General features: G+C 65.2%; 15 protein-coding genes. 4 read left to right on the top strand and 11 right to left on the bottom strand.

All coding sequences use genetic code 11. The features are described from left to right. Positions 1–3 precede the first annotated feature (3 nt). Positions 4–885, bottom strand: coding sequence for a sulfurtransferase (locus M3A49_RS20815; protein WP_266230638.1), 882 nt, complete (start codon positions 883–885; stop codon positions 4–6). Positions 886–1184: 299 nt separating this feature from the next. Here M3A49_RS20815 and dnaE point away from each other — a divergent pair, with 299 nt between their 5' ends. After that, positions 1185–4742, top strand: a complete 3558-nt coding sequence (gene dnaE, locus M3A49_RS20810) for a DNA polymerase III subunit alpha (protein WP_266230636.1) — start codon at positions 1185–1187, stop codon at positions 4740–4742. A 72-nt stretch (positions 4743–4814) separates the two neighbouring features. On the opposite strand, the gene M3A49_RS20805 is transcribed toward dnaE, so the two are convergent. Together M3A49_RS20805 and M3A49_RS20800 are read right to left on the bottom strand one after the other, a co-directional pair. Then, positions 4815–5648 (bottom strand): glycosyltransferase family 2 protein, encoded by an 834-nt coding sequence (locus M3A49_RS20805; protein WP_266230634.1) that lies wholly within the window; start codon positions 5646–5648, stop codon positions 4815–4817. Next, a complete protein-coding gene (locus tag M3A49_RS20800) occupies positions 5645–6460 on the bottom strand; it encodes a glycosyltransferase family 2 protein (protein ID WP_266230632.1) in 816 nt (271 codons plus the stop codon). The genes M3A49_RS20805 and M3A49_RS20800 overlap by 4 nt, the downstream gene beginning before the upstream one ends. A 277-nt stretch (positions 6461–6737) precedes the next feature. Between M3A49_RS20800 and msbA the strand changes: the two genes are divergently transcribed. Next, the gene (msbA, locus tag M3A49_RS20795) at positions 6738–8522 is read left to right on the top strand and encodes a lipid A export permease/ATP-binding protein MsbA (RefSeq protein WP_266230630.1); all 1785 of its coding nucleotides are present in this window, start codon (positions 6738–6740) and stop codon (positions 8520–8522) included. A 101-nt stretch (positions 8523–8623) separates the two neighbouring features. Here msbA and M3A49_RS20790 read toward each other — a convergent pair whose 3' ends face one another. Then, positions 8624–9706: a glycosyltransferase family 9 protein gene (locus M3A49_RS20790; RefSeq protein ID WP_266230628.1), complete on the bottom strand. Its 1083-nt coding sequence runs from the start codon at positions 9704–9706 to the stop codon at positions 8624–8626. A gap of 377 nt (positions 9707–10083) precedes the next feature. On the opposite strand from M3A49_RS20790, the gene M3A49_RS20785 reads away from it, so the two are divergent. After that, a complete protein-coding gene (locus M3A49_RS20785; protein WP_266230626.1) occupies positions 10084–11010 on the top strand; it encodes a glycosyltransferase family 2 protein in 927 nt (308 codons plus the stop codon). Between the two features lie 179 nt (positions 11011–11189). Next, the gene (locus M3A49_RS20780) at positions 11190–11507 is read left to right on the top strand and encodes a DUF4148 domain-containing protein (RefSeq protein ID WP_028205724.1); all 318 of its coding nucleotides are present in this window, start codon (positions 11190–11192) and stop codon (positions 11505–11507) included. A gap of 51 nt (positions 11508–11558) precedes the next feature. Here M3A49_RS20780 and mnmH read toward each other — a convergent pair whose 3' ends face one another. From mnmH to hemF, 7 genes are all read right to left on the bottom strand, one after another. After that, complete coding sequence (gene mnmH, locus M3A49_RS20775) at positions 11559–12659, bottom strand: tRNA 2-selenouridine(34) synthase MnmH (protein ID WP_266230624.1); 1101 nt, start codon at positions 12657–12659, stop codon at positions 11559–11561. Positions 12660–12695: 36 nt separating this feature from the next. Further along, positions 12696–14165, bottom strand: a complete 1470-nt coding sequence (gene rng / locus M3A49_RS20770; RefSeq protein WP_028205722.1) for a ribonuclease G — start codon at positions 14163–14165, stop codon at positions 12696–12698. Positions 14166–14173: 8 nt separating this feature from the next. Beyond that, a complete protein-coding gene (locus M3A49_RS20765) occupies positions 14174–14797 on the bottom strand; it encodes a Maf family protein (protein ID WP_254355832.1) in 624 nt (207 codons plus the stop codon). A gap of 125 nt (positions 14798–14922) precedes the next feature. Next, entirely contained in the window at positions 14923–15393 is a 471-nt protein-coding gene (gene rlmH / locus M3A49_RS20760; RefSeq protein ID WP_254355833.1) for a 23S rRNA (pseudouridine(1915)-N(3))-methyltransferase RlmH, read from the bottom strand. Positions 15394–15429: 36 nt separating this feature from the next. After that, positions 15430–15897 carry a ribosome silencing factor gene (rsfS, locus tag M3A49_RS20755; protein ID WP_254355834.1) on the bottom strand — a complete coding sequence of 156 codons (468 nt, stop codon included), beginning with the start codon at positions 15895–15897 and terminating at the stop codon, positions 15430–15432. A gap of 2 nt (positions 15898–15899) precedes the next feature. After that, a complete protein-coding gene (locus M3A49_RS20750; protein ID WP_266230620.1) occupies positions 15900–16628 on the bottom strand; it encodes a nicotinate-nucleotide adenylyltransferase in 729 nt (242 codons plus the stop codon). A gap of 4 nt (positions 16629–16632) precedes the next feature. After that, the gene (hemF, locus tag M3A49_RS20745) at positions 16633–17568 is read right to left on the bottom strand and encodes an oxygen-dependent coproporphyrinogen oxidase (protein WP_266230619.1); all 936 of its coding nucleotides are present in this window, start codon (positions 17566–17568) and stop codon (positions 16633–16635) included. Positions 17569–17656 lie beyond the last annotated feature (88 nt).

Below are 17656 nucleotides of genomic sequence, written 5' to 3'. Positions count from 1 at the left end.
GGCTTAAGCGGCAGCCTGAGCTGCTGCATCCGTCGCGCTCGCGCGCTCCGGATGGCACGCCGGGCAGCTCTTGCCCGCTACGTAAAGCGGCGAAGCCTGCTCTTGCGGCGTCACGACGGCGCGGCACGCGAAGCACTGCACGGTGTCCGTCGGTTCGAGCTGCGGATTGAGCGCGGTGCGCTGGTCGAACACGAAGCAGTCGCCGTTGTAATGCGCGCCGCCCACTTCCTCGAAGTATTTGAGAATGCCGCCCTCGAGCTGGTACACGTGCTCGATGCCCACTTCCTTCATGTGGATGGCCGCCTTTTCGCAGCGAATGCCGCCCGTGCAGAACGACACGACCGTCTTGCCTTCGAGGTCGGCGCGGTTCGCCTCGATCACCCCGGGGAATTGGCTGAACTTGTCGATGCGGTAGTCGAGCGCCTTGTCGAACGTGCCGACGTCGATTTCGAACGCATTGCGCGTGTCGAGCATGACAACCGGGCGGCCTGCGTCGTCGAAGCCGCGGTCGAGCCACTCCTTGAGCACGACGGGCGCGACGGAAGGCGCGCGGCCTTCCTCGGGGCGGATCGCGGGCTTCTTCATCGTGATGATCTCGCGCTTCAGGCGCACGAGCATGCGGTTGAAGGGCCGCGTTTCGGAGAGACTTTCCTTGAACCGCAGCGTCGCGAACTTGCCCTCGAAGAGCGGATCGTGGTTGATGTAGTCCATGAAGGCGCGCACGTTGCCTTCATCGCCGGCAACGAACAGGTTAATGCCTTCCGGCGCGAGCAGGATCGTGCCCCGCAAATCGAGCGATTGGCAGCGCTCGAGCACGAGCGGACGCCACTCGGCGGCCTTGTCGAGCGTGGCGAACTGGTAAGCGGAAAGATTGAGGATACGCATGGTGCAACTGGAAAGGCGCCACAAAAAGGCGCGTGAAACCGGAGCCGGGCGCGCATGCTGCCCGTCAACGTCGGGTCCGAACTGCGGGTCCCCCGCAAACGGAACTGGGGCAGGGCGCGCGGCGGGCGCAATCCGTTATTATCCCTCAATCGCGACTCGCGCCGCCTGCGGCGTAATCGTCATGCCGTGCGGCGGCCCTGCGCCCGCGCAAGGTCCTGGCCAGAGCGGTTGGGCCGCCCCGGCCAACATCACTTGCTCATGCGAGCGTGCGCCGAAAATCGCGTGCCCCTGAAGGTACAATGACGGCCATGTCAGATCCCCGCTTCGTCCATCTCCGCGTCCACTCCGAATTCTCGATTGCCGACGGCATCGTGCGCCTCGACGACCTCGTCAAGGCGGCGGCCAAAGACGGCCAGGGCGCGCTCGCGCTCACCGACCTCGGTAACGCATTCGGCCTCGTCCGTTTCTACACCGAAGCCCGCGGCAAAGGGGTCAAACCCATCGCCGGCTGCGACGTCTGGATCGCGAATCCCGCCGACCGCGACAAGCCGTCGCGCCTACTGCTGCTGGTGAAGAACAAGCGCGGCTACCTGAATTTGTGCGAGCTGCTTTCCAAGGCGTGGCTCACGAACCAGTATCGCGGCCGCGCGGAAGTCGACGTCGCGTGGCTCGAAGAAGGGCTGGCCGAGGGCCTGCTCGCGATCTCGGGTGCGCAACAGGGCGATGTGGGTCTCGCGCTCGCGGCGGGCAATGCGGAAAGCGCGAAGCGCCATGCGCAGCGCTGGGCGAAGCTGTTTCCGAACGCGTATTACATCGAGTTGCAGCGCTGCGGTCAGCCCGGCGGCGAGCAGTATGTCGGGCAGGCGGTGGCGCTCGCGTCGCAACTGAAGCTGCCGGTGGTCGCCACGCACCCCATGCAGTTCATGACCGACGAGGAATACACCGCGCACGAAGCGCGCGTGTGCATCTCGGAAGGCGACATCCTCGCGAATCCGCGCCGCCAGAAGCGCTTCACGACCGATCAGCGTTTTCGCACGCAGGAAGAAATGGCCGCGCTGTTCGCGGACATTCCTTCGGCGATCGCGAACACCATCGAAATCGCGAGGCGCTGCAATCTCACGCTCGAACTCGGCAAGCCGAAGCTGCCGCTGTTCCCGACGCCGGACGGCCTCTCGCTCGACGACTATCTCGTGCAGCTTTCGAGAGAAGGTCTCGAAAAGCGCCTCGTGCAGCTGTATCCGGACGAAGCCGAACGCGAGCAGGAACGCGCGCGCTACAACGAGCGGCTCGAATTCGAGTGCGGGACCATCATCAAGATGGGCTTTCCGGGCTACTTCCTGATCGTTGCGGACTTCATCAACTGGGCGAAAAACAACGGCGTGCCGGTGGGGCCGGGCCGGGGTTCGGGCGCGGGCTCGCTGGTCGCGTACGCGCTCGGCATTACCGATCTCGATCCGCTGCGCTACAACCTGCTGTTCGAGCGCTTCCTGAATCCGGAACGCGTGTCGATGCCCGACTTCGACATCGACTTCTGCCAGCACGGGCGCGACCGCGTCATTCAGTACGTGAAGGAGAAGTACGGCGCCGACGCGGTGTCGCAGATCGCCACCTTCGGCACCATGGCCGCGAAGGCCGCGGTGCGCGACATCGGCCGCGTGCTCGATCTCGGCTACAACTTCACCGACGGCGTGGCCAAGCTGATTCCGTTCAAGCCGGGCAAGCACGTCACCATCGCCGACGCGATGAAGGAAGAGCCGCTCCTGCAGGAGCGCTACGACAACGAAGACGAAGTGCACCAGCTGCTCGACCTCGCGCAGCTCGTGGAAGGTCTCACGCGTAACGTCGGCATGCATGCGGGCGGCGTGCTAATTGCACCGGGCAAGCTCACCGACTTCTGCCCGCTCTACACGCAGGGCGACGAAAGCGGCGTCGTGAGCCAGTACGACAAGGACGACGTGGAAGCCGTCGGCCTCGTGAAGTTCGACTTTCTGGGTCTGACCACGCTCACGATTCTCGACTGGGCCGAGCGCTATATCCGCATGCTCGATCCGTCGAAAAAGGACTGGTCGCTCGCCCAGGTGCCGCTCGACGACGCACCGTCGTTCCAGATCCTCAAGAAAGCGAATACGGTCGCCGTGTTCCAGCTGGAAAGCCGCGGCATGCAGGGCATGCTCAAGGACGCGCAACCTGACCGCTTCGAGGACATCATCGCGCTCGTGGCCTTGTATCGTCCGGGCCCGATGGACCTGATCCCGAGCTTCTGCGCGCGTAAGCACGGCCGCGAAGTGGTGGAGTATCCCGATCCGCGTGTCGAACCTGTTCTGAAAGAGACCTACGGCATTATGGTCTACCAGGAGCAGGTGATGCAGATGGCGCAGATCATCGGCGGCTACTCGCTCGGCGGCGCGGACTTGCTGCGTCGCGCGATGGGCAAGAAGAAGCCCGAGGAAATGGCCCAGCACCGCGAGATCTTCGCGGAAGGCGCGGCGAAGAATGGCCTCACGCGCGAGAAGGCGGACGAGACCTTCGACTTGATGGAGAAGTTCGCGGGCTACGGCTTCAACAAGTCGCATGCCGCCGCTTACGCGCTCCTCGCGTATCACACAGCGTGGCTCAAGGCGCACCATCCGGCGGAATTCATGGCGGCGAATATGTCGCTCGCCATGGACGACACCGACAAGGTGAAGATCCTCTTCGAGGACTGCCTGACCAACAAGATGGTCGTGCTGCCGCCGGACGTGAATGCCTCGGCGTACCGCTTCGAGCCGGTGGCCGACGCCAGCGTGGCCGAAGGCAAGCGCTCGCGCACGATCCGCTACGGTCTCGGCGCGATCAAGGGCAGCGGCCAGAACGCCATCGAAGAAATCTTGCGTGCGCGTGAAGAGGGCGGTCCGTTCAAGGACCTGTTCGACTTCTGCGAGCGCATCGACCGTCGTCTCGTGAATCGCCGCACCATCGAAGCGATGATCCGCGCCGGCGCGTTCGACACGATTCACGCGAACCGTGCACAGTTGCTCGCGTCCGTGCCGATGGCGATGGAAGCCGCCGACCAGGCGAGCGCCAACGCCATGCAGGCCGGCCTCTTCGATATGGGCGACGCGCCGCTCGCCGCGCACGAACTGGTGGACGAGCCGGCGTGGGGCGAGAAGCGCAAGCTCCAGGAAGAGAAGGCGGCGCTGGGCTTCTACCTCTCGGGCCACCTGTTCGACGCCTACAAGGACGAAGTGCGCCGCTTCGTGCGCCAGAAGATCGGCGAGCTGAAGGAAGGGCGCGACAAGCTGATCGCGGGCGTGATCGCGTCGTTGCGCACGCAAATGACCCAGCGCGGCAAAATGCTGATCGCGCTGCTCGACGACGGCACCGGCCAGTGCGAAGTGACGGTCTTCAACGAGCAGTTCGAGGCGCACAAGGCGCTCTTCAAGGAAGACGAGTTGCTCGTCGTGCAGGGCGGGGCGCGCAATGACGCGTTCACGGGCGGCATTCGCTTCACCGTGGATACCGTGATGGATCTGGAGCGCGCGCGTAGCCGCTATGCGCAAGCCGTGAAGCTGCAGATGAACGGCAATGCCGATGCCGGCGCGCTGCGCACGGTGCTCGAAGCGTATCGCGCGAAGCTCGACGACTCGCTGCCGGCTCCTGCCACGGAAACGCGCGGCCGTGGCGGCTTCGGGCGCGATCGCGGCGAGCGCGCGCAAGCGGTCATTCCGAACGGGCTCGCGGTGCAGATCGCCTATCGCAACGATCGGGCGGAAGGCGAAGTGCGTCTGGGCGACGCCTGGCGCGTCAAGCCCACCGACGACCTGCTCGCCGCGCTGCGTGGCGAGTTCGCGGGCAGTGAAATCGAGATCGTGTACTGACGGGATCGGGCGGCGGGCGGCATGGCAGTTTTCGCGCTGCCACGCCGTCGCGTCGTTCGGCGAAACGCCCGGTTAACTCGCGAGTTCGGCCAGACCGCGTTCGGCGCGCACGGTACCGTCCGCGATACGCACCTTGACCCTTTCCTCATTGGAGCTTGCCTGCGCGCGCGGTTGCTCGCGGTGCCACAGGTGAAAGATTTCCGTGGCATAGGCGCCGAGCTTGCGGTGCACGCCGCAATTGGCGAGCCGGGCCACGAAATCGGCGTCCTCGTGCCCCCAGCCGGTGAAGCTGGTGTCGAACCCGTTCACGCGCTCGATGTCGCTGCGCCAGGCGCTCATGTTGCAGCCCTTGATGCCGCGCCACTTGAACTGCTCGATCACGCGCCACTTGCGATCCGGCAGCTTGACGAAGAGGGGCGCGATCTTGTTGACGTGGCCGGCGAGGCGTTGCTGCATCCAGAAGCCGAAGCCCTGGTCCGCAAGCGGGATCGTCTGCGCGATCGCCTGCTGCGTGAGCGTTTCGTCGAGCAGGATGCGGCTGCCGGTGATGATGGCGTGTTCGCTTGCGAGCTGCCGATGGCGCGCAACGAAATCGTGCTGCGCGACGCAGTCGCCGTCGAGAAAGATCAGGTAATCGCCGCGAGCCTCCACGATGCCCTTGTTGCGGATTTCGGCGAGGCGAAAGCCGACGTCCGGGTGCCACACGTGCTCCATGCGCACCGGACTCGACGCCGCGCAGCGCTCTACGGTTGCGCGGGTCGCATCGGCCGAGCCGTCGTCGGCGACGATGATTTCATGGTGCGTGTCGGACTGCGCGTTCAGGCTGGCCAGCACACGTTCGAGCGCATCGGGCCGGTTATAGGTGCTGACGATCACCGAAATCAGCATGTCGCGACGCGCGCTCATCGGCTCTCCGGTGCGGCGTCGCGGGCTTTTGCGGCGGCGGACTGCTGTGTCTCGAGGAGCATGAGCTTCAGGTAGCGGTAGTAGGTGCCTTCGGCGTTGGAGATCGCCAGCACGAAGCCCATCTTGCCGTCGAGAAAGCCGCGCTGAATGATCCAGCTGCGCACAAAAGACCAGAAGCCGTGCAGCAGCGCCTTGCGCAGGCCGCCGCGCTTGCCGCGCGCCGCGCCCTGGGTCGCGCCGTAGGTCGAATAGCTGTCGATTTTCCCGAGCACTTCGGAGAAGTCGCGGAAGCTGTAGTGAATCAGCGCCTGAGCGAGCGTGCCGACGCGCGCCTCGGGCGCGGCGATCACGCGTTCGTGCACGAGATCGTTCGAGAAGCGCGCCGCGTCGCGGCGAAAGAGCCGCGTCACGTAGTCGGGCGACCAGCCGGAATGACGGATCCACTTGCCGCAGTAGTTCGATTGGCGAGGCACGCGGAACAGGTCGGCGCCCTTCGTCTTCACGCTTGCGAGAATCTCGTCGCGAAGGAGGGCGGAAACGCGTTCGTCGGCGTCGAGCGAGAGAATCCACGGGCCGCGGGCGGCGTCGAGCGCGCGCTGCTTTTGCGGGCCGAAACCGGGCCAGTCGGTTTCGACGACCGTCGCGCCGAACTCGCGGCAGAGGGCCTGGGTGCCGTCCGTGCTGCCCGAATCGAGCACGACGATTTCGTTGACCCAGCCGTGCACGGAAGCAAGGCAGTCCCGAATATCGTGTGCTTCGTTTTTGACGATGACGATGACACTGATCGCATCGGGTTTGGCGCTGTCGTTCATCGGCGCTGGCTCGCGATGGCTGGAACAAGGTGAAGAGGGTGGGAAGGCCGGCTGGAGCCGGCCTCGCGTTCGAAGAGATCGCGCTGACGCCTGCTGCGCGCGCGTTCGTGCCCCGAAGCCGAATCGCTGAGTATATACAAAAACACCGGTGGCTACGAAACCGCTCGGGCGCCGACCCCGGCCGGGCGGATACATCGCCTCCTGGGCCGAACGTTTACAATGGCGTACCTGTTTGCCGGGGGGCGGGCAGACTACCCGCATTTTTTTCGAGGAAATTTTGGGCGAGAGATCAACCTTGAGCAAGCCGATCGGCTCCGACACCAAGTCGTCGCCGATCGTGATTGGTCGGCGGCTGTGGCCGTATGTGAAGCCGCTTATGTGGGTGCTCCTTGCAGGCGTGCTCGCGATGGCCGTGGTGGCCGCCACCGAAGCCGGCATTCCCGCGCTGCTCAAGCCACTGCTCGATCACGGCTTCGGCACGCGCGGCGATGCGAAAGCGAAGTGGCTGGTGCCCACCGCCGTCATCGGGCTGGCGCTCGTGCGCGGCCTCGCGCAATACGCGTCCGGTTACTTGCTGCAGTACGTGTCGAACCGCGTGCTGCTGGCGCTGCGGCTCAAGATGTTCGAGCGCATGATTCACGCGAGCGTCGGCTTCTTTCAGCGCGAAACCGCGAGTACGGTCATCAACGCGATCGTGTTCGAGGTCAACCAGATTCTCGGCGTGCTGCTCGGCGTGCTCGTCACGCTCGTGCGCGACTCGCTCACGGTGGTCTTCCTGCTCGGCTACCTGTTCTATCTGAACTGGCGGCTCACGCTGATCGTCGCGGTGCTGCTGCCGGCTATCGGCTGGCTCGTCAGCAAGATCAACCGGCGTCTGCGCCGGCTGAACCGCGAGCATCAGATGCTCACAAACGACCTGTCCTATATCGTCGAGGAGACGGTCGGCGGCTACAAGGTCGTCAAGGTTCACAACGGCGAGCGCTACGAAAGGGAGCGCTTCGGCGAAATGAGCCGCCGCCTGCGCGGCTACCAGATGCGCATGACGGTGTCGGGCGGGCTCGCGCAGCCGCTCACGCAGTTCCTCGCTTCGATCGCGCTGGCGATCGTCATCACCATTGCCGTTGTCCAGGCCTCGAACGACCAGACGACGGTTGGCGGCTTCGTGGCGTTCGTCACGTCGATGCTGCTCGTGATCTCGCCGCTCAAGCACCTGATCGACGTGAATCAGCCGCTGCAGCGCGGCATGACCGCGGCCGAGCTGATCTTCGGGCTGATCGACGAGCCGCCCGAGCCCGCGGGCGGCGGCTTGCCGCTCGAACGCGCGCGCGGCGAGGTGGAGTTCCGCGACGTGTCGTTCGCTTATGGGGCGAGCCATCGCGTGACGCTCGACCATGTGTCGTTCCGCATCAACCCCGGTGAAATGGTGGCGCTCGCCGGCCCGTCCGGCAGCGGCAAGACCACGCTCGTGAATCTGTTGCCGCGCTTTTTCGATCCGAGCGGCGGCCAGGTGATGGTCGACGGCGTGTCGATCGCCGATTACGACGTGCATGCGCTGCGCAACCAGATCGCGATGGTGAGCCAGGACGTGGTGTTGTTCAACGACACGGTCGCGAACAACGTCGCCTATGGCCAGACCGCCGACCGCGAGCGCGTGGAGCGCGCGCTGCGCGCCGCGAACCTGTGGGAGACGATTTCGGCGCTGCCCGAGGGCATGGACACGCTGATCGGCGATAACGGCATGAAGTTCTCGGGTGGCCAGCGCCAGCGCCTGGCGATCGCCCGTGCGATCTACAAGGATGCGCCGATCCTGATTCTCGACGAGGCGACCTCGGCACTCGATTCGGAGTCGGAGCGCCACGTGCAGGCGGCGCTGGAAACGCTGATGCGCGGGCGCACGACGCTCGTGATCGCGCACCGCCTGTCGACGATCGAGCGCGCGAACCGCATCCTCGTGATGGATGGCGGCCATATCGTCGAATCCGGCACGCACCAGCAGCTGCTTGAGAAGGGCGGCGTGTACGCGCACCTGCACAAGATCCAGTATCAGCAGAGCGCTGCCTGATCCTTCAGGGCGATGACGCGGCGCGCGAGTTCAGTCGCGCTGCGCACATGAAGGCGCGCCGGCGCGCGGCATGGGCCTGAGCCGCTATATGTTTGGGGTGATCAGGCGGCGGCGGGCGCTGTCGCGGGAGCGCGAGCGGCGAGTTGGCGCAGCATCGCGCCAACGACTTGCGCGGGCGGGATGGTGTCCACGTTGCCGCTGCCCTGCAGGCCGATGGATCGGCAGGCTTCGGTCAAGCGCAGATACGGCGGCTCTTGATGCCTGAACAGCGAGACGCTGGGCGTTTGCGTGGTGTGGGCGACGTGCATGAGGCCGCCGTCCGCGCCCACGAACAGCTCGGCGTGCGCCACGATCTCGCGTGCCTGAAGGAACGCGAGCTTGCCGGTCAGCGAGCGGATGTGCACGTTGGCGGGCGCGCTCGCGCACAAGTGTTCCGCGATTTGCGTGCCATTGTCCGAGCCGAGCACGACGATTTCCTTCGCGGCGCTCGCGTGGTCGTACTTGTTCAGCAATTCGACGACTTCGGGCCAGCGGTTGTAGGTACGATCGGGGTCCACGCCACCCGCCGCGATCGCGATGAACGGACGCGCCGGCAGGAGGCCGCGAACTGACTCGCGCGTTGCAGGCTTGCTGGCGAGATAGGGCTTGCTGATTGCGGCGAGCGTGTCGGCGTCGTGGCCGAGCGAAAACACGTCGTTGACGCTCGCGAAGCTGAAGCGGGTCTGGTTGCGGTCGGGGCCGTTGAAGTAACGGAACAGGCCCGCGAACGGCAGCTTCGCGAAGTGCCGGGTCTTGATGCGAATCGAGGGCAGGTTGTACTCGGAGAGCAGGATCGCGTCGTAGCGGCTCGCATCGACTTCGTCCGGGTCGCCGTAGACCTTGCCGAACACGTCGTCTTCGCTGAATAGCGGCGCCAGCGACGGCAGCGCGAGCAGATCGATGCGCATGCCGGGGTCCTTGAGCAGGGCGCGGCCGGCCATGTCCATCGTCGCGTCGCCGAAGTTGCGTTTGGCGTAGACCCACAGGATTCGCTGCGAAGAGGCCAGATGCGCCTGTTCGAGGCGCATCTGGCGGTGCGCCCTCAGGAGAAACTGCTTGTGCAGGTATTTCTTCGCGATCTTGATGCGGCTGGTGCTGCGAAGAAATGGCTCCGGCTCGTAAGGCACGCCCGCATAGGGGATCATGCAGGACCGGGAAACGGTCCGATCGAGCCAGCTTGCCGGCGAAACCCACGAAGTGTTTGAGTTGGTCTGCTGAAACACGGGTCTACTTGGTCTTCAAGATAACCTCTTATTATCACACGATAGTGGCCTGCGCGCTTTACGAAGAATTAGGGGCGGCTGAATTGCCGGGCACTGCGGGATACGAACTTCCGCGGCGGGTTCGGGTAAGAAGAATGTATGCGTACAATATCGCGTTTCTCGTCATGCTTCGCACCCAAAAAGCCGCGTAGTCAGGACATTATGAGAGAACCCATTTTCCACGCGTCCGTGCTGACCGTTCTCGCGGCGAGCACGGAACGCACGGATGCCAAATCTGACCCTTTCTAGGGCAAACCTTCATGTTCAGTATTCTGATCCCGACCTGGAATAACCTGCCGTACCTCAAGATGTGCGTCGACAGCATCCGGCGCCATTCTTCGTTCGAGCACGAGATTCTCGTGCACGTCAACGACGGCAGCGACGGCACGCTCGACTGGGTCCGTGAACAGGGCATCCGCCATACGTGGAGCAAGGGGAACGTGGGTGTATGCCTCGCCGTGAACGACGTGGCGCGCCTCGCCACGACGGAGTGGATCCTGTTCATGAACGACGACATGTTCTGCACGCCCGGTTGGGATTCGGCCTTCGTCGACGCACTGCGCGAAATCGGCGAGGCGCCTGCCTATCTCGCCTCGCAGATCATCGAGCCGACCGACACCGGCAACGGCCTCGTGACGGTCGCCCACTTCGGCACGGGTCCTGCCGATTTCAACGAGGCGGGGCTGCTCGAGTTCGCCGCGAAGATGAACACGGCCGACCGCAACGGCATCGCGCTGCAGCCGACGCTCGTGAGCCGCGAGCTTTGGCTGCGCGTGGGTGGCTATAGCATCGAGTTCGGGCCGGGCATGAGCAGCGACGATGACTTCCTGATGAAACTCTGGCTGGTCGGCTGCCGCACGTTCCGCTCGATTGGCGCGAGCCGCATCTACCATTTCGGCTGCCGTACGACGGGACGCATACGCCGCAATCGCGGCGGCCGCGAATTCCTCCTGAAGTGGGGCGTGACGCAGCGCGATTTCAAGTACAACTACATGGCCCGCACGGCCGACGCCGCGCCGGGCATGCTTCCCAACGTGCCGCGGCCCAACTTCGTGAGCCGTCTCAAGCGGGTGATCTACGCGTTCGGCCTTTACCCGACTCAGGATCTCGAAGCTTGGGAGCCCGATCTGCCCGCGCAGCTTCAACACACCGTCTCATTGACTCAACCCGCCACGCCGCGCCGCTAATCGCGCTAACGCCGACGGCGCCCTTCGGTGCCGGATCGCGCGGACTTTACCTCGAATTGGAACAGTGCCTTAGGATTCTAGGGGTTAACCCTAGGGAGTCGTGGGCATACGATGCATACATCGGTCGCATGCACATACCGTCGCACGTCGACCGCCTGATCCAACTGGAGGTCGTTTCCATGAAGTCCCTGATTCAAGCCGTCGCCGTCGCCGCCGTTCTTGCCGCTGCCGCTCTGCCTACCGCTTCGTTCGCGCAGTCGCACTCGACCATCACGCGCGCCCAGGTGCGCGCCGAACTCGTGCAGCTTCAGCAGGTGGGCTACCGCGTTGGCGATGGCGACAACGCCCACTATCCCGAAGCGATCCAGGCCGCCCAGGCGAAGGTCGCCGCGTTGAATGGCGCAAACAGCAGCTACGGCGGCGTGGCGAACGCCTCGCAATCGGGCGGCCGCGCCACGGTTTCGCCTGAAGACTGGAACGCGATGTACTCGCGCTAAGTCATCGCGGCGCGCGCTGGATGCGAAGTCCGCGCAGGGGAAGGGGATGCGTCAGACGGCGCGAGGCGCTTCGGCTTCGCTGCACGCAGGTTCCGCGGCGTACGACGTTTCCTCCAGCCGCGCGAGCAGCGTGCGGGCTTGCACGAGCGTGTCGCCCGTCATCGGCTGGAACGCGAAGTGCGGCGATTTTTCCAGCTTCGCGAAGTTGCGCCGCGTGCTGCGCGTGTAGGCGGGATCGTAGTGCTGCGCGACGAGCGTCTCGTAAAGCTCCGCCCGTCGATCTTCGTCGAGCAGCTTGCACCACGATTCGATACGCTCGCGCCCGTGCAGCGGCGTGAGCTTGTTCAGTTGCTCGCGGAAATAGGTGCGTTCGTCGAACAAGTGCCCGTACTCCTCGAGCAGCAAGTCGATACGTTCGTTGCGCGCGACGTCGAGTACGACACAAGGCGCGGCGTGCAGACGTTCGACGAGCGCGGGCGGTAGCGTGATGACGCCGATGCGCCGGCTCTCGGCCTCGACAAACACGGGGCGCGTGGCGTCGAAGCCGCGCAGCGTCTGCACGAGCGCCGTATCGAACGACTTCTGTGACGGCTGCGCCCGCTCGGGCAGCGCACCCAGCAACGAACCGCGATGCGCGGCGAGCCCTTCGAGATCGAGCATCTGCGCGTTGGCTTGTCCTAGCGCCTTCAACAGGCGCGTCTTGCCGCTGCCGGTCGGCCCGGCCAGCACGATATAGCGAAACCCTTCGGGCAACGTGCCGAGCGCCTCTACGACCGTATGCCGGTACGCCTTGTATCCGCCGTCCAGTTGACGCGCGCGCCAGCCGATCATGTTGAACCACGCCGTCATCGAGCCGGAACGCTTGCCGCCGCGCCAGCAGTAGATGAGCGGGCGCCAGTTGCGCGGACGGTCGGCGAACAGCGTGTCGAGATGCATGGCGATATTGCGCGCCACCATGGCCGCGCCCACGCGCGTCGCCTCGAAGGGCGAGTCCTTGTACATGGTCCCGACGATCACGCGCTCCTCGTTGCTGAGCACGGGCGCGTTGATCGCGCCGGGAACGTGGTCCTCGGCAAATTCGAGCGGCGTTCGTACGTCGACGATCTCGTCGAATTCGCCGATCTGTTCAATGGTGACGCGCTGGTGATTCAACTGCGATGCTCCGGTGATGCCTGCAACGGCGTCGCGCTACATGAGCACGATGTCGTACTGTTCCTGACTCAAATTCGACTCCACCTGCAGCGAAACCGGCTTGCCGATGAAGTCGATCAACATGGCGAGATGCTGCGACTCTTCCTCGAGAAAGAGGTCGATGACCTGCTGTGATGCGACCACGCGAAACTCGCGCGGATTGAACTGCCGCGACTCGCGCAGAATTTCACGCAGCACGTCGTAGCAAACGGTGCGCGCGGTCTTCACCTGGCCCTTGCCGAGGCAAATCGGGCAAGGCTCGCACAGCACGTGCGCGAGCGATTCGCGCGTGCGCTTGCGCGTCATTTCCACGAGCCCCAGCTGCGAGAAGCCATTCACGGTCACGCGCGTGCGGTCGCGCGAAAGCGCCTTCTTCAGCTCCCCGAGCACCTGGTCGCGATGCTCGACGTTCTCCATGTCGATGAAATCGATGATGATCACGCCGCCCAGATTGCGCAGACGCAATTGCCGCGCGATCGTATGCGCCGCTTCGAGATTGGTCTTGAAGATCGTGTCGTCGAAGTTGCGCGCGCCGACGTAGCCCCCCGTGTTCACGTCGATGGTCGTCATCGCCTCGGTCTGGTCGATCACGAGGTAGCCGCCCGACTTGAGGTCCACGCGACGCGAGAGCGCGCGCTGGATTTCGGCCTCGATGTTGTAGAGATCGAACAGCGGCCGCTCGCCCGAGTAGTGATGCAGCTTCGGCAGCACGGCGGGCGTGAATTCGGTGGCGAACTCGGTGAGCTTCTGGAACGTTTCGCGCGAATCGACCTGAATGCGCGAGGTCTCGTCGTTCACGAAGTCGCGCAGCACGCGCTGCGAGAGATTCAGGTCTTGATACAGCAGGCTCGTGGCGGGCACGCGCTGCGCCTGAGCGAGTATCGTCGCCCACGTTTTGCGCAGATACGCGACGTCCGCGGCAAGCTCTTCGCTCGTGGCGTCTTCGGCGATCGTGCGCACGATATAGCCGCCTTTTTCGTCGGCGGGCAGCACGGCCGTGAGGCGCGCGCGCACCGCTTCGCGCTCGGCCTCGCTCTCGATCTTCTGCGAGATGCCGATGTGCGGTTCCTGCGGCAAATAGACCAGCGTGCGGCCCGCAATGCTCACCTGCGTGGAAAGCCGGGCGCCCTTCGTGCCGATCGGATCCTTCACGACCTGCACCATGAGCGATTGCCCTTCGAACACGGTTTTTTCGATGGGCTGATGATGCACGGGCGCATGCGCTTCGCCGGCAATGCGCGGATGCCAGATATCGGCCACATGCAGGAACGCGGCGCGCTCGAGACCGATGTCGATGAACGCGGACTGCATGCCCGGCAGCACGCGCACGACCTTGCCGAGATAGACGTTGCCGACGCGCCCGCGTGACAGCGTGCGCTCGACGTGAAGCTCCTGTACTGCGCCTTGCTGGACCAATGCGACGCGCGTCTCCTGGGGCGTGACGTTGATCAGGATTTCTTCGTTCATGGTTTGTTCTAGAAGTCGATGCCCGCGGCGCGCAGGAGGGCGGCCGTTTCGAATAGTGGCAAACCCATGATACCCGAATAGGACCCGTCGATTCGCTCGACGAATTCCGCCGCCCGGCCCTGTATGCCGTATGCGCCGGCCTTGCCGAACGGCTCGCCGCTCGCCACGTAACGCGCGATCGCGGCGGGCATCGCAGGGGCAAAACGCACGTGCGAACGCGAGACCGTGACGGGCAGACAAACCCCTTCGGCATTGACGACGGCCACCGCGGTGAGCACTTCGTGCTCGCGTCCGGCGAGGCGCTCGAGCATCGCATAGGCTTCGGCTGCATCGTGCGGCTTGCCGAGAATATGGCCGTCGATGGAGACTGTGGTGTCGGCGGTGAGAATCGGCGCGTGCTGGTGCGCACCCGCGACGAGGCGCGCGCGGGCGGCGTCGGCTTTCGCGGCGCACACGCGCTCGACATAGACGGCGGCTTGCTCGCCGGGCAGCGCGGTTTCGAGCGCTTCGGCGTCTTCGTCGGGGCGCGGCAGCAGCAGCTCGAAGCGCACGCCGAGCTGTTGCAGCAGCTCCTGGCGGCGCGGGCTCTGCGAGGCGAGATAGACGAACGGATAGGGCGCGTTGGTGGGCATCGGAGCGTCTTTGTCGTTACGGACTTCGGGTTGACGTGCGCGCCTGCCATTCCGGGCTCAAGCGGGGGCGCAAGCGGGGCGCCGGCGCACGACGAAAAGCGGCGCGGGCGCGCTTTAAACCTGCATCACACGCGATGATAGGGGTGATTCTGCGTGATGGTCCACGCGCGGTAAAGCTGCTCGGCGAGCAGCACGCGCACCATCGCATGCGGCAGCGTGAGGGAGGACAGGCGCAAGAGCGTGTCGGCGCGCGACTTGAGTTCGGGGTCGAGGCCGTCTGCGCCACCGATCAGGAACGCCACGTCGCGGCCGTCCTGCTGCCACAGCGGCAGCGCCTTGGCGAGCTGCATCGTGGTCCAGTCGCGGCCGCGTTCGTCGAGCGCGACAATGCGCGCGTTCTTCGGCAGCGCGGCTTCGATGCGCGTGCGCTCGGCCGCCATGACGCTTTCGGCGGACCGGCCCGACGAACGCTGCTCGGGCTTCACCTCGCGCAGCTCGATGCGCAGCTCCGGCGGCATGCGCTTCGTATATTCCTCGAAGCCCTCGGCGATCCAGTCCGGCATCTTGTGGCCGACGGCGACGATATGCAGTTTCATCGTGCGGGTCGATTGTCGTTCGCGAACGCGCTGCGCTTACTTCGCGGTTTTACGCGCAGCGCTCTTGCGCGCGGGCTTCTTGACGGCCGGCGCGGCTTCTTCGTCTTCGTCCTCGTCGTCCATCGGCTCGCTCGGGCGCGCACCCACGAAGCCCGTATTGGCCGTGAGCTTCACGCGCACCGGCTTGTCGCCCCAGATTTCCTCGAGGTTGTAGTACTGGCGCAGCGCGGGCTGGAGGATGTGGACGACCGCGTCGCCGCAATCCACGAGCACCCATTCGCCGATGTCCTCACCTTCCGTGCTGATAATGTCGCCGCCCGCTTCCTTGACCTTCTCGCGCACGCTGTTGGCGAGCGCCTTGGTCTGGCGGTTCGAGGTGCCGCTCGCAACGACCACGCGGTCGAACAGCTCGGTCAGATGGCTCGTGTTGAAGACGCGGATGTCTTGTGCCTTGACGTCTTCGAGACCGTCGACGATGGCGCGTTGAAGTTTGCGGATGTCCATAGTTACCCGTGATGCAGATAGAGATGATGTTGAAGGATATAGTCCCACACGGCCGCGGGAAGCTTGTCGGCGGCGGTGCCGCGACGTTGCCCGCGTGCCACGCAGGCCGGCAGGTCGCGCCGGATTTCGGTCGCCGAAACGTCGAGCGCGAGCGTGTCGTCGACCAGCAGGTGCCCGTGCGGCGTGGTCGCAAGCGCGCCGGCGCCTGCACGGCGCGCGGCGGCTTCGCGCGCGACCTCAGGCGGCAGTGCGGAAAAATCGAAGCCCGGGCGGCTCGCCACGCCCAGATGCGCGAGCGCGAAAAGCTCGCGCCATTCGTGCCACGAATCGAGGTGCAGCAGTTGATCGGCACCCATTAACAGCGTGAGCGCCGCTTTTGCGTTGCTCTCGCCGTTGACGTCGCGCCTCGCGCGCCAGCGGCGCAGCGTGTCGACCGTGTAGGTCGGACCGTGGTGCTCGATCTCGTCGGCGTCCACCGTCACCGTCACGCCCGGCAGCGCGAGCGAGGCCGCCGCGGCGCGCGTCATGGCGAGCCGATGCTGCGCCGCGGTCACGCCCGGCTTCTGCCACGGTTGCCCGGCGGGCAGCAGGATCAGCTCGTTGAGGCCCAGCACACGCGCAAAATGGCGCGCGAGCGCGAGGTGGCCCTCGTGGATCGGATCGAAGGTGCCGCCGAGCAGCCCGACGCGCCGGTCGAGCGCGGTGGGCGGGACGGTGAAAGCTTGCGTCACGGCGTCAGACCCAGTCGCGCACGGGCAGGAAGTCGCTGTAGAGGCGCGCTTCCGGCGTGCCCGGCTGCGGCTGCCAGTCGTAGCGCCAGGTCGCGCCCGGCGGCATCGACATGAGGATCGATTCCGTGCGGCCGCCGCTTTGCAGGCCGAAATGCGTGCCGCGGTCGCAGACCAGATTGAATTCGACGTAGCGGCCGCGCCGGTACGCCTGGAATTCGCGTTCGGCTTCGCCATAGGGCGTTGCGCGGCGCTTTTCGATGATCGGCAGATACGCCTTCAGGAAACCGTCGCCCACGCTCCTGAGCATGGCGAACGCCTCGTCGAAGCCGCCGGCGGCGTAATCGTCGAAGAAAATGCCGCCCACGCCGCGCGCTTCGTTGCGGTGCTTCAGGAAAAAATACTCGTCGCACCAGCGCTTGAAGCGCGGGTACAGGTCCGCGCCATAGGGCGCGAGCGCGTCGCGGCACACGCCGTGAAAGTGCTGCGCGTCTTCCTCGAAGCCGTAATAGGGCGTGAGATCCATGCCGCCGCCGAACCAGAACACCGGCGCCTCGCCCGCCTTGGTGGCGAGCAGCATGCGCACGTTCATATGCACGGTCGGGCAATACGGATTGCGCGGATGCAGCACGAGCGAGACGCCCATCGCCTCGAAGCCGCGGCCGTTGAGTTCGGGGCGCGCCGCCGTTGCCGAGGGCGGCAAGGCGTCGCCGGAAACGTCGGAAAAGCCGATGCCCCCGCGCTCGAAGAACTCGCCGCCTTCGATGATGCGCGTGCAACCGCCGCCGCGCAGCTTCTCCCCAGGCCCGCGTTGCCAGTTGTCGGTGGCGAACGGCTTGCCGTCGAAGGCGCCGAGCGTGTCGGCGATCTGCGTCTGCAGGCCGGCCAGCCAGGCGCGGACGGCGGCGCTGTCGGGGTAGGCGCTGTTAGGGGTGTCGGTCATCGATGAAATGGGGACGGCAGCGCGCGGGCACTGGAATCGGTTATTCGTCGCGTTATTCGTTGGGTTATTCGGATAGACCGCCCGGGGC

It is taken from the genome of Paraburkholderia sp. CNPSo 3076, from assembly GCF_026343935.1.
Taxonomy (GTDB): Bacteria; Pseudomonadota; Gammaproteobacteria; order Burkholderiales; family Burkholderiaceae; genus Paraburkholderia; species Paraburkholderia nodosa.
This window is presented reverse-complemented; position numbering and strand designations above follow the sequence as displayed.